Source organism: Streptomyces sp. NPDC015130 (assembly GCF_043080005.1).
GTDB lineage: Bacteria > Actinomycetota > Actinomycetes > Streptomycetales > Streptomycetaceae > Streptomyces.
Map to the genome: position 1 here is coordinate 72,681 of NZ_JBIBVC010000016.1, position 16,251 is coordinate 88,931.

At 75.0% G+C, this 16,251-nt stretch carries 3 protein-coding genes; all 3 read left to right on the forward strand.

The annotated features are described in order from the left end of the window. The first annotated feature begins 137 nt into the window (after positions 1-137). The 3 genes from ACF08F_RS28560 (at position 138) to ACF08F_RS28570 (ending at position 16,120) form a co-directional block, all read left to right on the forward strand. The gene (locus ACF08F_RS28560) at positions 138-1,205 is read left to right on the forward strand and encodes an iron-siderophore ABC transporter substrate-binding protein (RefSeq protein WP_392301403.1); all 1,068 of its coding nucleotides are present in this window, start codon (positions 138-140) and stop codon (positions 1,203-1,205) included. Between the two features lie 150 nt (positions 1,206-1,355). Further along, positions 1,356-15,914, forward strand: coding sequence for an amino acid adenylation domain-containing protein (locus ACF08F_RS28565; RefSeq protein WP_392301404.1), 14,559 nt, complete (start codon positions 1,356-1,358; stop codon positions 15,912-15,914). After that, the gene (locus ACF08F_RS28570) at positions 15,911-16,120 is read left to right on the forward strand and encodes an MbtH family protein (RefSeq protein WP_392301405.1); all 210 of its coding nucleotides are present in this window, start codon (positions 15,911-15,913) and stop codon (positions 16,118-16,120) included. Before ACF08F_RS28565 ends, ACF08F_RS28570 begins: the two co-directional genes overlap by 4 nt. Positions 16,121-16,251 lie beyond the last annotated feature (131 nt).

Below are 16,251 nucleotides of genomic sequence, written 5' to 3' on the forward strand. Positions count from 1 at the left end.
GGACCTAGGCCGACGCCTTCTCGCACACCCCTCGTACAGCTCCGCGACCCCCCACGCGACACCCGCCGTCCTCCGCCGGGCAGGGCAACTCCCGGCGGCCGCGGCACGCACTGCACATCCCCGTGAAAGGAAAGTCCGTGTCAACTGGTGCACGTCCCGCCGCCCTCGCGCGGTTCGCCAGATCCGCTCCCCGTGTGGCCGTCCTCGCGGTGGCGGCGCTCGCACTCGCCGCCTGTGGGGGCGGCGCGGAGAAATCCGGGTCGTCCTCCCCCTCGCCCTCCGCCCCGGCCTCGGCCGACGGCGGCGCGAAGCCCGCCGCGTTCCCCGTCACCGTCGCGCACAAGTACGGCAGCACGACGATCGACAAGGAGCCGAAGACGATCGTCACCCTCGGCCTCTCCGACCAGGACGCGGTGCTCGCGCTGGGCGTCAAGCCGGCCGGCTCGGTCGACTGGTTCAAGGAGCAGCCGTACGGCAAGTGGCCCTGGACCAAGGACAAGTGGGGCTCCGTCAAGCCGGTGATCGTCGGCGAGCGCGACGAGTACAACATCGAGAAGATCGCCCAGCTGAAGCCGGACCTCGTCATCGCCCAGTACTCGGGGATGAAGAAGGAGCAGTACGACACGCTCTCCAAGTTCACCAAGGTCGTCGCCCAGCCCAAGGAGCACCCCGACTACGGCGCCCCGTGGCAGGTCATGACCCGGCAGATCGGCAAGGCCCTCGGCAAGGACGCCGAGACCGAGAAGCTGATCGCCGACATCGGCACCCGCTTCAAGGCCGTCCGCGACAAGCACCCCGAGTTCGCGACGAAGACGCTCGCCGTCGCCGACTCCTTCGAGGCCGGCAAGTACTCGGCGTTCACCAGGACGGACCCCAAGGCGATCTTCTTCTCCGAGCTCGGCTTCAAGCTCAAGCCGGAGATCGACGGCCTGGCCAAGCCGGGCTGGAACGTCGCCGAACTCAGTGCCGAGAAGCTGAACATCCTCGACGTCGACCGGCTCGTCTGGGTCACCTCCAGCACCGAGGCCAACGACCGCATCAAGGCCGAGCCGCTCTACAAGAAGCTGAAGGTCAACCAGGAGAAGCGCGACCTGTTCGTGCCCTACCAGGACCCGGACATCGGCGCCGCGTTCTCCTTCAACACCGTCCTGTCGATCCCGTACGCCATCGACGAGATCGAGCCGCTGCTCGCGGCCGTCAAGTGACGACCAGCCGCTGACGCACCGTCAGGAGCGTCCACCGATCGACGGCGTGGCGGTCGCGCCACGCCGTCGATCCGCGCCCGGGCCCGTCCGGACACGCCCCGGGACCACCCCCACACCTGACGCACCTCCAGGGAAAGGCCACTTCGTACGATGTTTGACGTCGAGTCGGACCGGGCGTCCGCTTCCGGTATCCCCCTCACCGGCGGGCAGTCCGGTATCTGGCTGGCCCAGCAACTGGAGCCGGACAGCTCTGCCTACAACATCGTCTTCACGCTCGACCTCCGCGGCGACGTCGACCCCGCCCGGCTCACCGAGGCCGTCAGGCGGGCCGTCGAGGAGGCCGAGAGCCTGCGGGTGACCGTCGCCCCCGGGGCCCACGGACCGCGCCAGACGCCCCGGGACCTCCCCGTCGACATCGCCGTCGTCGACCTCCGCGCCGCCGCCGACCCCGAGGAGGCCGCCGCCGAGTGGACGGCCGCCGACCGGGACCGGCCCGTCGACCTCGCCCACGGACCGCTCACCGGCCACGCCCTGCTGCGGCTCGCCGACGACCACGTCCGGTGGGTCCAGCGCTACCACCACATCGTCGCCGACGGCATGGCCGCCGCCCTCGTCACCCGGCGCGCCGGCGAGCTCTACACGGCGGGGGAGCAGGCGCCGCCGCCCGGCGAGCGGTCCCTCGCCCGCCTGGTCGCCGCCGACCGCGCCTACCGCGACTCCGGGCGGTACGGCGAGGACCGCGACTGGTGGGCCGAGCGCATGGCCGGCCGGACCGAGCCCGTACGCCTGGTCGAGCGCGGCGCGGCCCCCATGACGCGACGCCTGCGCCGCACCACCGAACTCGCGCCCCAGGACGTCGACCGGCTGCACGCCGCGGCCCGCGACGCGGGCGTCCGCCCGTCCCGCGTCCTCGTCGCGGCCGTCGCCGCCTACCTCCACCGTGTCAGCGGCGAGCAGGACCTCGTCCTCGGCCTGCCGGTCACCGCCCGCCGGGACGAGATCTCCGCGGCCGTCCCCGGCATGGTGTCCAACCTCGTCCCCCTGCGCCTGGCCGCAGCGCCCGCCGTCACCGGCGCCGACCTGGTCGCCCACGTCCGCGACACGGTCGCCGGCGCCGTCGCCCACAGCCGCTACCGCGCCGAGGACCTGGCCAGGGACCTCGGCCTCGTCGACGGCGTACCGGAGCTCGTCGGCCCGACCGTCAACGTCCTGCCGCGCCCCGAGGGCCTCCTCTTCGCCGCCGACGGGGTCGCCCACGAGGCCGAACTGCGCCCGGAATGGCTCGGACCCGTCAGCGACCTCGCCTTCAGCTTCGCCGAGACCCGGCAGGGCCGCGGCCTCACCGTCCACCTCGACGCCGACGCGGACGTCTGCGACGAGACGGCGCTCGCCGACCACGAACGCCGCTTCCTCGCCCTGCTCCGCGACCTCACCGAGGACCTCGACCGCCCCCTCGGTCACCTCGACATCGCCGACCCGGACGAACAGGCCCTGGTCCTCGACGAGTTCGGCGTCGCCCCGCGCGAGGTTCCGGAACTCTCCTGGCCTGCCGCCTTCGAGCGGCAGGTCCGCCGCAGGCCCGACGGCATCGCCGTCGTCTGCGAGGACCGCGAGCTGACGTACGCCGAACTCAACGCCGCCGCCAACCGCCTCGCCCGCCTCCTCGCCGCCCGCGGCGTGACCGCCGAGGACGTCGTGGGCGTCGCCCTGCCCCGCTCGCCCGAGCTGGTCGTCGCGCTGCTCGCCGTGATGAAGGCGGGCGCCGCCTACCTCCCGCTGGACGCCGACCACCCCCGCGACCGCATCGCCTACATGCTCGCCGACGCCGGGGCGCGCACCGTCCTCACCGTGCACGAGCTCGCCGGTGAACTCCCCCCGGCGGGAGACGGCACCCACCTCCTGCTCGACGACCCGGCGACCGCCGGAGCCCTCGCCGCCCAGGCCGACACCGACCCGGGCGTCCCGGTCGCCCTCGACCAGGCCGCGTACGTCATCTACACCTCCGGCTCGACCGGCCGCCCCAAGGGCGTCGTCGTCCCGCACGACGGCGTCGGCAGCCTGATCGCCACCGCGACCGACCGGATCGGCATCACGGCCGACAGTCGTGTCGTGCAGTTCGCCTCCGTCGGCTTCGACGTGACGGTGTGGGACCTCGTCATGTCCCTGTGCGTCGGCGGCCGGATCATCCTGGTCCCCGCCGAGCGCCGCGTCGCCGGCCCCGCGCTCACCGACTACATCGCGCACCACCGCGCCACCCACATGATCCTGCCGCCCTCGCTCGTCTCCGCGCTGCCGCAGGAGTGCGAACTCCCCGCCGGCGCCGTGCTCGTCGTCGGCACCGAGGCGGTCCCGGGCGAACTGATCGCCCGCTGGGACGGCAGGCTCCGGGTCGTCGTCGCGTACGGCCTCACCGAGGCGAGCGTCAACTCCACGCTCTGGCTCGCCGAGCCCGACCGGCCCGGCCCCGCGCCCATCGGCCGCCCCGACCCCAACACCCGCGCCTACGTGCTCGACACCGCGCTCCGCCCGGTGCCCGTCGGTACGGAGGGCGAGCTGTACGTCGCCGGGCGCGGCCTCGCCCGCGGCTACCTGGGCCGCCACGGCCTGACCTCCGAGCGGTTCGTCGCCGACCCGTACGGCGAGCCCGGGACCCGCATGTACCGCACGGGCGACCGGGTCCGCTGGGGAGCCGACGGCAACCTGGAGTTCCTCGGCCGCGCCGACGGCCAGCTCAAGATCCGCGGCCACCGGATCGAGCCCGGCGAGATCGAGAGCGCCCTCATGGCCTGCCCGGGCATCGCCCAGGCCGCCGTCCTCGCCCGCGAGGACCACCGGGGTGCGAAGCGGCTCGTCGCCTACCTGGTGGCGGAGGCGAGCGGTGCGGCGGCCGAGGCCGCCGTGGCCGCCGCGCGCGCCCACGTGACCGACACGCTGCCCGACCACATGGTCCCGTCGGCCGTCGTCGTCCTCGACGGACCCCTCCCGCTGACCCCCAACGGCAAGCTCGACGCCAAGGCACTTCCGGAGCCCCGCTGGACGGCCCTGACCGGCGCCGACACCCCGGGCACCCCGGCCGAGACCGCGCTCGCCGCGCTGTTCGCCGAGGTCCTCGGCCTGCCGTCGGTCGGCGTCCACGACAGCTTCTTCGAACTGGGCGGCGACAGCATCGTCGCCATCCAGCTCGTCAACCGCGCCCGCGAGGCCGGTCTCGCGATCACCCCGCGCGAGGTCTTCCGGAACCGGACCGTCGCCGCGCTCGCCCGGACCGCCGCCACCGTCGGCGCGAAGGCCGCCGCGCCGGCTCCCAGGGTGCCGCTCGACGCGGACGCGCTGCCCGTCTCCCCGCTCCAGGAAGGTTTCTTCTTCCACGCGCAGTTCGACGACCGCGCCCCCGACACCTACGTCGTCCAGGAACTCCTCGACCTCACCGGCCCCGTCGACCCCGACCGGCTGCGCGGCGCCCTCCAACTCCTCCTCGACCGGCACCCGCTGCTCCGTGCCTCCTACCGCCAGCTGCCCGGCGGCGAGATCGTCCAGTGGCTCGCCGACCACGTCACCCTGCCGTGGCGGGAGGCCGACACCGCCACCACCCCGCTCGACGAGATCCTGCGCACCGACCGCGCCGAGCGCTTCTCCCTCGACCGGCCCCCGCTGCTCCGCGCCACCCTCCTCAGGGACGGGCAGCGCCACCGGCTCCTCCTCACCCTGCACCACATCGTCGCCGACGGCTGGTCCGTCTCCGTGCTCCTCCGCGAACTGACCGCCGCCCACCGGGGCGACGCCCTGCCCGAGCCCGTGTCCCCGGAGCCGTACCTGGCCTGGCTGGCGGGCCGGGACCGGTCCGCCGCGCGCGAGGCCTGGCGCGCGGCCCTCGCGGGGCTCGACGGACCGACCCGGGTGACCGAACTCCCCGCACTGTCCGGACCGTCCGGGACCGCCGCCCCGGACGGCGCGGACGCGCCGGCCCGGCACGAGCACGTCGACACCCGGCTGCCCCAGGACCTCACCGAGGGGCTGACCGCCTACGCCCGGACGCACGGCCTGACCCTGAGCACCGTCCTCCACGGCACCTGGGGCCTCCTCCTCGGCGCCCTCACCGGCAGCCAGGACGTCGTCTTCGGCTCCACCGTGTCCGGGCGCACCACGGAGGTCGCGGGCCTCGACTCCGCCGTGGGCCTCTTCATCAACACCGTCCCCGCCCGGGTGACCCTGCGCCCGGACGAGTCGCTGACCGGCCTCCTGCGGCGGGTCCAGGACGAGCACGCGGCCCTGCTCGACCACCAGCACCTCGGCCTCGCCGACATCCAGCGGGTCGCGGGCGGCGGCGAACTCTTCGACACGCTCGTGGTGCTGGAGAACTACCCGACGGGCGAGCCGGCCGGCCCGGCGGCGGCGGACGAGCTGCGCGTCACCGGCGCCGAGGTCCTCGACGCCGTGCACTACCCGCTCGCGCTCGTCGTCGAGCCGGCCGACGGCGGACTGCTGCTGCGGTTCAAGCACGACGCGGCCCGGCTCGACCAGGTGTCCGTCGCGGTCCTCGCCGGCCGGTTCGCCGCCCTGCTGCGGACCGTCGTCGCCGAACCCACCCGGCTCGTCGGCCGGACCGGACTGCTCTCCCCGCGCGAGCGCGCCCACCTCACGGAGCTCAACGCCACCGGGCGCGCCGTTCCCGAGGCGACCCTCGCCTCCCTCTTCGCCGCGACCGTGGCGCGCACCCCGGACGCCCCGGCCGTCGTCTTCGAGGACACGACCCTCACGTACGCGGAACTCGACCGGCGCGCCGAGGCCCTGGCCCGGCGGCTCCGGGCGTGCGGCGCGGGCCCCGAGCGGTACGTCGCCGTCGCGGTGCCGCGCTCGGCCGAGCTGATGGTCGCGCTCCTCGGCGTCCTCAAGACGGGTGCCGCCTACCTCCCCGTCGACCTCGACTACCCGGCCGACCGGGTCGCGTTCATGCTCACCGACTCCGGCGCCCGCACGGTCGTGACGACCGCGGAGGCGGCCGGAAGGCTGCCCGCCGTCCAGGACCTCGACCGGATCCTGGTGGACGCCGCCGGGGACGGGTACGCGGACGCGGACGGGTACGCGGAGGCGGCCGAGCAGGGCGGCGGACCGGTCGCCGAGGTGCCCGCGCCGACGACCGCCGGACCCGACCACCCCGCGTACCTGATCTACACCTCGGGCTCCACCGGCCGCCCCAAGGGCGTGACCGTCACCCACCGGGCCGTCGTCAACCGGCTCGTCTGGATGCAGCACGCGTACGGGCTGACCGCCGACGACCGGGTCCTCCAGAAGACCCCGTCCAGCTTCGACGTCTCCGTGTGGGAGTTCTTCTGGGCGCTGAACGAGGGCGCGGCCGTCGTCCTCGCCCGCCCCGACGGCCACCGCGACCCGGCCTACCTGGCCCGCCTGATCCACGACGCCGCCGTCACCACCGTCCACTTCGTGCCCTCGATGCTGGCCGCGTTCGTCCAGGTCATGGAGGCCGCCACGGACCTCCCGGACTGGGCGGCCGGCCTCCGCCGGGTGTTCTGCAGCGGCGAGGCGCTGACCGGCGCCGACGCCCGGCGCTGGTGGGACCTCACCGCGCGGGCCTCCCGCGACGGCCGGGGACCCGTCCCGCTGCACAACCTCTACGGCCCCACCGAGGCGGCCGTGGACGTCACGTACTTCCCCTACGAGGCGGGCGGCGAGGAGGAGCGCGAGGGACACGACGAGCCGGCCGTGCCGATCGGCCGCCCCGTGTGGAACACCCGACTCCACGTCCTGGACCCGTTCCTGCGGCAGGTGCCCGACGGGGTGCCCGGCGAGCTGTACCTCGCGGGCGTCCAGCTCGCCCGGGGCTACCACGACCGGCCCGGGCTGACCGCCGAGCGGTTCGTCGCCGACCCCTTCGGGGAGCCGGGTGGGCCCCTCCTGCCCGAGGGCGGGCGAGGAGGGAGGATGTACCGCACCGGCGACCTGGTGCGGCGGCGCGCCGACGGTACCGTCGAGTACCTCGGCCGCACCGACCGCCAGGTCAAGATCCGCGGCAACCGCATCGAGCCCGGCGAGATCGAGACCGCCCTCGCCGCTCTCCCCGGCGTCGCCCGCGCCGCCGTCGTCGTCCGTGACGGCGCGCTCGTCGGGTACGCCGTCCCGGCCGCCGACGCCGCCCCGGAGGGCGCGGCGCTGCACGCGGCGCTCACCGCCGCGCTGCCCGCCCCCCTGGTGCCGGCCGCCGTCGTCGTCCTCGCGGAACTGCCGCTGACGCCCAGCGGCAAGCTCGACCAGAACGCCCTGCCGGCCCCCGAGGCCGCGCCCCGGGCGGACGGCCGCGCGCCCCGCGACGAGCGCGAGCGGGAGCTGTGCGCGATCTTCGCCGAGGTCCTCGGCATCCCGGGGATCGGCGTCGACGACGACTTCTTCGTCCTCGGCGGCGACAGCCTCACCTCGATCACCGTCGCCACCCGCGCCCGCGAACGCGGTCTGCTGATCGGCCCGCGCGACGTGTTCGTCCGCCGTACTCCCGCCGCACTCGCCGAAGCGGCGTCCGAAGCGGCGTCCGCGGAGGCCGCCGACGCCGCCTCGGCCGCCGCGGAACCCTCCGCATCCCAGACACCCGAGGTACCCGTGCACCCAGACGGCGTGACCGTCTCCGCCACCGACGCCGGGCAGGCCGCCGCCGCCCTCCAGGCCGTCCTGGCCCTCCAGCAGCAGTCCGGAGCCGTCGTCGACCCGGCCCTCAAGGCCCTGCTCGACCAGCTGACCGCCGCCGCCGCGCCCCCGGCGGCCGCCCCGGCTCCCGAGCCGGCGCCGCTGGGCGGCCTCGTCCTCACGGCCGAGGAGACCGCGCGCGTCCACGCCGCCGCCGGGCTGCCCGTCGCGGACGTCTGGCCGCTCTCCCCGCTCCAGGAGGGCATGTACTTCCACGCCACCTACGACGCGGGCGACGCCCTCGACGTCTACCAGTCCCAGGAGGTCCTGGACTTCGACCGCGAGGTCGACGCCGACCGGCTGCGGGCCGCCTGCCGCGCGCTCCTCGCGCGCAACACCGGTCTGCGCGCGGGCTTCACCAGCGACGGCCTGCCCCGGCCCGTGCAGTTCATCGCGGACGGCGCCGAGATCCCGCTGACCGAGGAGGACCTGACCCACCTGTCCGAGGAGGAGCGGCGGACCCGCGTGGAGGAGCTGCTCGCCGCCGACCGCCGGCAGCGCTTCGACCTGTCCGCCGCGCCGCTCTGCCGCCTGCTCCTCATCCGCCTCGGCGACGGCCGCGACCGGCTCGTCGTCACCCACCACCTCATCCTCTGGGACGGCTGGTCCGCCTGGCTGTTCCTGGAGGAGCTGTTCACGCTGTACGAGCGGGCCGGCGACGCCACCGGCCTGCCGCTGCCCGGCTCGTTCCGCGACTACCTGGCCTGGCTCGACGCCCAGGACACCACGGCGGCCCTGGACGCCTGGCGGGGGACGCTCGACGGCTTCGACGAACCGACGCTCGTCGCCCCGACCGGGCGCGACGCGGGCCCGGTCATCCCGGCCGACTTCGACGCCTTCCTCGGCGAGGAGAGCAGCGACCGGCTCCGCGCCCTCGCCCGGCGCCACGGACTCACCCTGAACACCGTCCTGAACGCCGCCTGGGGCCTGGTGCTCTCGGCGATGACGGGCCGCGGCGACGTCGCCTTCGGCACGGCGGTCGCCGGGCGCCCGGCGGACGTGCCGAACGTGGCCGGAATCATCGGCATGTTCCTGAACACCGTCCCCGCCCGCATCGCCTTCGCCCCGGACGAGCCGCTGCTCGACCTGCTGCGGCGGATGCAGTCCGAGCGCGCCTCCGTCATGCCGTACGAGCACGTGGGCCTGGGCACGCTCCAGCAGGAGACCGGACACCGCCGGCTCTTCGACACCCTCTTCGTGCTCCGCTCGGCCGACGGCGAGGACCGGGCGGCCGAGCTCCGGGCGCGGCACGGCATCACGGGCGTCTCCAACGTCGACGGCACCCACTTCCCGCTCACCCTGATCGTCACGCCCGGCGCGCGGCTGAAGGTGACCCTGGCGGCGAGGCCCGACCTCTTCGACGCCGAGGCGGCCACCACGATCCTGGCCCGCTTCACGACCGTCCTCGACCGCCTGGGCGAGGCCCTGGACACGGCCCCGGACACGGCTCGGGAGGCGGCGGAAGGCCCGGCCGCCCCCCGTACCGCCGGCGTGGACCTGCTGCTGCCGGACGAGCGCGCCGCGCTGGAGTCCGGCCGGGCGGCCACCCGCGAGGACGTCCCCGACGAGACCGTCGCCGACATGCTGACGGCCCAGGTCGCCCGTACCCCCGACGCGGTCGCCCTCGTCTTCGGCGACCGCGCCCTCACCTACGCCGAACTCGACGCGCGGATCAACCGGCTCGCCCGGCTGCTCCTCGCCCGGGGCGCCGGACCCGAGACGGTCGTGGCGCTCGCGCTGCCCCGGTCCATCGAGATGGTGGCCGCGCTCTTCGCCGTCCTGCGGACCGGCGCCGCCTACCTCCCGCTCGACCTCGACCACCCCGCCGACCGGCTCCGCCTGATGGCCGAGGACACCGGGCCGCTGTGCCTGCTGTCCACGACCGCCGTCGCCCCGACGCTGCGCGCCGAGGACGGCCCCGTGGCCCCCGAACTCCTCCTCGACGACCCGGTGGTGGCGGCCGAGCTGGCCGCGCTGCCCGGCGACGACCTCGCGGACGCCGAGCGGCCCGCGTTCGCGCGGGGCGTCCCGGACCGCCTGGAGCACCCCGCGTACGTCATCTACACCTCGGGCTCCACCGGCCGCCCCAAGGGCGTCGTGACCCCCTACCGGGGCCTGACGAACATGCAGCTCAACCACCAGAAGGAGATCTTCGACCCGGCCATCGCCTCGGCCGGCGGCCGGCGCCTGCGCATCGCGCACACCGTCTCCTTCGCCTTCGACATGTCCTGGGAGGAGCTGCTCTGGCTCGTCGAGGGCCATGAGGTCCACGTCTGCGACGAGGACCTCCGCCGCGACGCCGAGGCCCTCGTCGCGTACTGCGACGAGCACCGTGTCGACGTCGTCAACGTGACGCCCACCTACGCCCAGCTCCTCATCGAGGAGGGTCTGCTCGACCGGGACGCGACCACCGGCCGGCACCGCCCCGCGCTCGTCCTCCTCGGCGGCGAGGCCGTGTCCGACACCGTCTGGACGCGCCTGCGCGACACCGAGGCCACCTACGGCTACAACCTGTACGGCCCGACCGAGTACACGATCAACACGCTCGGCGGCTCCACCGCCGACAGTGCGACGCCCACCGTCGGCGTCCCCATCCGCAACACCCGCGCCCACGTCCTCGACACGATGCTGAGGCCCGTACCGCCGGGCTGCCCCGGCGAGCTGTACATCGCCGGCACGGGCCTCGCCCGCGGCTACCACGACCGGGCGGGCCTCACGGCCGAGCGGTTCGTCGCCGACCCCTTCGGCGAGCCCGGCGAGCGCATGTACCGCACGGGCGACCTCGTCCGGCAGCGCCCCGACGGCCTCCTCGACTTCCTCGGCCGCACCGACGACCAGGTGAAGATCCGCGGCTACCGCATCGAACTCGGCGAGATCGCCACGGCCCTGTCCGCCCATCCGGAGGTCGCCCACGCCGCCGTGGTCGTCCACGAGGCCGCGGGCACGAAGCGCCTGGTGGGCCATGTCGTACGGGAGGACTCCGCCGGGCCCGCCGACGAGACGCTCGGCCGCCGCCTGCGCGAGCACCTCAAGGCCGCCCTGCCGGACTACATGGTGCCGTCCGCGCTGGTCACCGTGGCGACCCTGCCGCTGACCGTCAACGGCAAGCTGGACGTGAAGGCCCTGCCCGCACCCGACTTCGCCGGCACCGGTGCCGGCGGGAGCCGGGCGCCGCGCACCCCGCAGGAGGAGACGCTGTGCGCGCTCTTCGCGGAGGTCCTCGGCCTGGCCGAGGGCAGCGTCGGCATCGACAGCGACTTCTTCGACCTCGGCGGCCACTCGCTCCTCGCCACCCGGCTCGTCAGCCGTGCCCGTACGGCCCTCGACGCGGAGCTGGCGATCCGCGACCTGTTCGAGGCGCCCACCGTCGCCGAACTGGTGGAACGCGCGACCGCCTCGCGCGGCGCGGCCCGCCCGTCCCTCACGGCCTTCGCGGCCACGGCAGCCGCCACGGCGGGCGGGCGTCCCGCCGAACTGCCGCTCTCGCACGCCCAGCAGCGCCTGTGGGTCATCCAGCAGATCGAGGGCACCTCGGCCGCGTACAACTTCCCGCTCGTCATGCGGCTGCGCGGCGCCTTCGACCGCGCGGCCTGGAGCGCGGCCCTCGCCGACGTGACCGCCCGCCACGAGGCGCTCCGCACGGTCTTCGGCGAGCGCGAGGGCCAGGCCTTCCAGCGGGTCCTGCCCGCCGGCGTCCTCCCGCCCGTGGAGCACCTGCGCGCCACCGAGGACGAGGTGCCCGGCATCGTGGACGCCGCCGTCCGGCGGCCGTTCGACCTCGCCGCCGAACTGCCCGTACGCGCCACGATCGTGGAGGTGGCGCCCGACGACCACGTCGTCGCGCTGCTCCTGCACCACATCACCACCGACGAGTGGTCCGACCGCCCCTTCCTGCGCGACCTGACCACCGCCTACACGGCCCGGCTCGACGGCGCCGCCCCCGACCGGGAGCCGCTGCCCGTCCAGTACGCCGACTACGCCCTGTGGCAGCGGAGCCTCCTCGGCGACCCCTCGGACGGCGACAGCCTGGCGGCGCGCCAGCTGGAGTACTGGGACACGGCCCTGGCCGGCGCCCCCGAGGAGCTGGAGCTGCCCACCGACCGGCCGCGGCCCGCGCGGCCGGCGTTCACCGGGGCCGAGGTGGACATCGCCTTCGACCGGGCGGTCCACGAGGGCCTCAGGCGACTCGCCCGCGAGACCGGCGCCAGCATGTTCATGGTCGTGCACGCGGCCGTCGCCGCCCTCCTGCACCGGCTCGGCGCCGGCACCGACATCCCCCTCGGGGCGCCCATCGCGGGACGGGGCGACGAGGCCCTGGACGAGCTGGTCGGCTTCTTCGTCAACACGCTGGTGCTGCGGACCGACCTCGCCGGCGACCCCACCTTCACCGAGCTGCTCGCCCGGGTGCGGGAGACCGACCTGGCCGCGTTCTCCCACGCGGACGTGCCCTTCGAGTCGGTCGTGGAGAAGCTCAACCCGACCCGCTCCCTCTCCCGGAACCCGCTGTTCCAGGTGATGGTCGGCTACCACGCCCGCACCGACGACGAACTGCGCCTGCCGGGCCTGAGGGCCTCCTACGTCCCCTACGGGATCGGCACCGCCAAGTTCGACCTGGTGTTCAGCTTCACGGAGCACACCCCCGCCACCGCCGACGACGACGGTCCCGGCTCCCTCGGCTGCCGGCTGGAGTTCGCCACCGAACTCTTCGACCGGGAGACCGCCGAGCTCGTCGCCGACCGCCTCCGCAGGCTCGTCACGGCCCTCGTCGCCGCCCCCGACGAGCCCGTTTCGCGGGCCGAGATCCTCTCCGCCGAGGAACGCCGGCTGGTCCTCGAAGGCTTCAACGGCGTGCCCCGCGAGGTCGACGAGCTGACCCTGCCCGCGCTGTTCGCCCGCTGGGTCGCCGAGCGCCCGGACGCCGTCGCCGTCGTCGAGCGCTCCCGGTCGGTGACGTACGCCCAGCTCGACGCCCGCGCCGACCTTCTCGCCCGGCTGCTCGCCGCCCGCGGCGTCGGCGCCGAGAGCGTGGTCGGCGTGGCCGTCCCGCGCTCGGTGGACATGATCGCGACGGTCGTCGCCGCGCTGAAGCTGGGCGCCGCGTTCCTGCCGCTCGACCTGGTCCACCCGGGCGACCGGCTCACGTACATGATCGAGAACTCGGGCGCGGCCGTCGTCGTCGGCACGGAGCCCGTCGCCGGCAAGATCCCCGCCGTGCCGGGCGTCCCGGTGGTCCTCCTCGACGCCCCGGACACCGAGGCCGAACTGGCCGCACGGGAAGGGTCGGACACCCCGCTGCCCTCCGCCGGACCGGCCGAGCTGCACCGGGCCGCGTACGTGATCTACACCTCCGGCTCCACCGGCCGCCCCAAGGGCGTCGTCGTCCCCCACGAGGGCATCGCCAGCCTGGTCGCCACCGCCGTCGACCGGATGGGCCTGGAACACGACAGCCGCGTCCTGCAGTTCGCGTCGATCGGCTTCGACGTCTTCGCCTTCGAACTGGCCATGGCCCTCTGCCACGGCGGCCGTCTCGTCCTGATCACCGACGAGGCCAGGGTCGCGGGCCCCGCGCTCACCGACTTCCTCGCGGACCAGCGGATCACCCACATGATCCTGCCGCCGTCGCTGGTCTCGGCGCTGCCCCCGGGCTGCGCCCTGCCCGAGGGCTCGACCGTCCTCGTCGGCACCGAGACGGTGCCGCCGGACCTCTTCGAGCGGTTCGGCGCCACGGCGAACCTGATCTGCGCGTACGGGCTCACCGAGGCGACGGTCAACTCGACGCTCTGGCCCGCGCGCGAGCACGGCGGCCGGGCCCCCGGCCGGGTGCCGATCGGCCGGCCCGACCCCAACACCCGCTGCTACGTCCTCGACGACCACCTGCGGCCGGTGCCGCCCGGTGTCGTGGGCGAGCTGTACGTCGCCGGGCGCGGCCTCGCCCGGGGCTACCTCGGGCAGCCGGGGCTGAGCGCGGAGCGGTTCGTCGCCGATCCCTTCGGGGCGCCCGGCAGCCGCATGTACCGCACGGGCGACCGCGCCCGCTGGCGCTCCGACGGCAACCTCGACTTCCTCGGACGGGTCGACACGCAGGTGAAGATCCGCGGCTTCCGCATCGAGCTGGGCGAGATCGAGGCCACGCTCGTCGGCCACCCGTCCGTCGCCCAGGCCGCCGTCCTGCCCGACCGCCACGGCGACATCGTCCGCCTCGTCGGCTACGCCGTGCCCGAGACGGGACAGGGCGCGCCGCGGGAGCTCGACCCCGTGGAGCTGCGCGCCCATGTCGCCGGACAGCTGCCCGAGTACATGGTCCCCGCGCTCGTCGTCGCCCTGGACGGCCCTCTGCCGCTCACGCCCAACGGCAAGCTCGACCACAAGGCGCTGCCCGCGCCGGAGTGGTCGGCGATGACCGGCGACGCCCACCCGGCGACCCCGACGCAGGCCCGGCTCGCCGAGCTGTTCTGCGAGATCCTCAAGCTGGAGGACGTCGGCGTCCACGACAGCTTCTTCGCCCTCGGCGGGCACTCGATGGCCTCGATGCGGCTGCTCGGCAGGATCCGCGCCGAGTTCGGCGCGGAGCTCAGCATCCGGGACGTCTTCGACGCCCTGACCGTCGCCGGCATCGCGGCGAAGCTGGACGGCGCGACGGCCGCGCGGCCGGCCCTGCGCCCCGCGGAGGCGACGACGGAGGCGGCCGGCGAAGCGGCGGCCGAGCTCCGGGTGGCGCCCGTCCAGCAGTGGCAGTGGGACGCGTACCGGCGGAATCCCGGCTTCGACCACGCGCTCGTCCTGCGCTCGCCCGGCGGGCTGGACGCCGAAGCGCTCGCCGCGGCCCTGGCCGACGTGACCGCCCGGCACGAGCCCCTGCGCACGGCCTTCGCCGAGCTCCCCGACGGGACGGTGCTGAGCAGGGCCGCCGAGGCGCCCACGCTCATCTCGGAGCACTGCGCGGACCTGGACGCCCGCCTGGCCGAACTGGCCCGGTCGACCCCCGACCCGGAGCGGGAACCCGCGCTGCGCGTCAGCCTGCTCACCGACCCGGACGGGGCGCAGGCCGTCCTGCTGGCCATGCACTACCTGGCGGTCGACGAATGGTCCGTGGTCCCGCTGTTCCGGGACCTCACCACGGCCTACGCGGCGCGCACGGCTGGCCGTGCACCGGTCTGGGAGCCGCTCCCCGTGACGTACACCGACTACACCCGCTGGGCCCGCGAGGTACTGGGCGACCTGGACGACCGGGAGAGTCGCGGCGGCCGCCAGCTGGCCTACTGGCGCCGCACGCTGCTGGGCTCCCCGAGCGACCTGGCGCTCCTGCCGCCCGGGACGGCATCCGCGGCCGGCACGGCACCCACGGCGGGGGCGGCGGCCGAGGTCGTCGAGTTCACCCTCGACGAACGCCTGCACGCCGATGTCGACCGTCTCGCCCGGGCGACCGGCACGAGCATGTTCATGGTCCTCCACTCGGCGCTCGCGACGCTGCTCACCGCCCACGGCGCGGGCACCGACCTGCCCATCGGCACGATGGTCGCCGGACGCACCGACGATCAACTCGCCGACCTGGTGGGCTGCTTCTTCAACACGGTCGTGCTGCGCACCGACACGGCCGGGGACCCCACCTTCGCCGAACTGCTCGCCCGCGTGCGGGAGACCACCCTGAGCGCACTCGACCGCCAGGACGTCCCCTTCGACGCGGTGGTCCGGGCGGCCGGCCTGCGCCCCGAGGGCCCGCAGGTCATGGTGATCCACCACGAACAGGCCGACCTCGACCGGCTGGAGGGCGGCGTGGGCGCCCTCGGGGCCGTACCGACCGGCACGGCGCGCGCCGAGCTGACGCTCTCCTTCTACGAACCGCTCGGCGACGGCCCCGTGCACTGCGGCTTCGTCCACGCGCCCGAGCGGATCGGCGCGGAGCGGGCCCGGCGCCTGGCCGAAGAACTCCAGACCCTGCTGCGGACCGTGGCAGCCGACCCCGAACAGCCGCTCTCCGCGCTGTTCCCCGTCACCATGAGGAGCGACAACGCATGACCACCAACCCCTTCGAGGACCCGCAGGGCCGCTTCCTGGTCCTGGTGAACGAGGAGAACCAGCACTCGCTGTGGCCCGCCTTCGCCGCGGTACCGGCGGGCTGGCGCACCGCCTTCGGCGAGGACACCCGTGAGGCCTGCCTGACCTACGTGGAGACCCACTGGACCGACCTGCGCCCGTCGAGCCTGGTCGCCCGGCAGGGCTGAGGCGCGGGCCCCGGCCGATCCGCCGGGGCCCGACGCGGAAGGAGGGGCGTCACGACTCCGGTCGTGACGCCCCTCCTTCGTGCGCGCCCACGGACGCGTCCCCTGGGCTACGGGGCCGTCGCGCGGAAGAG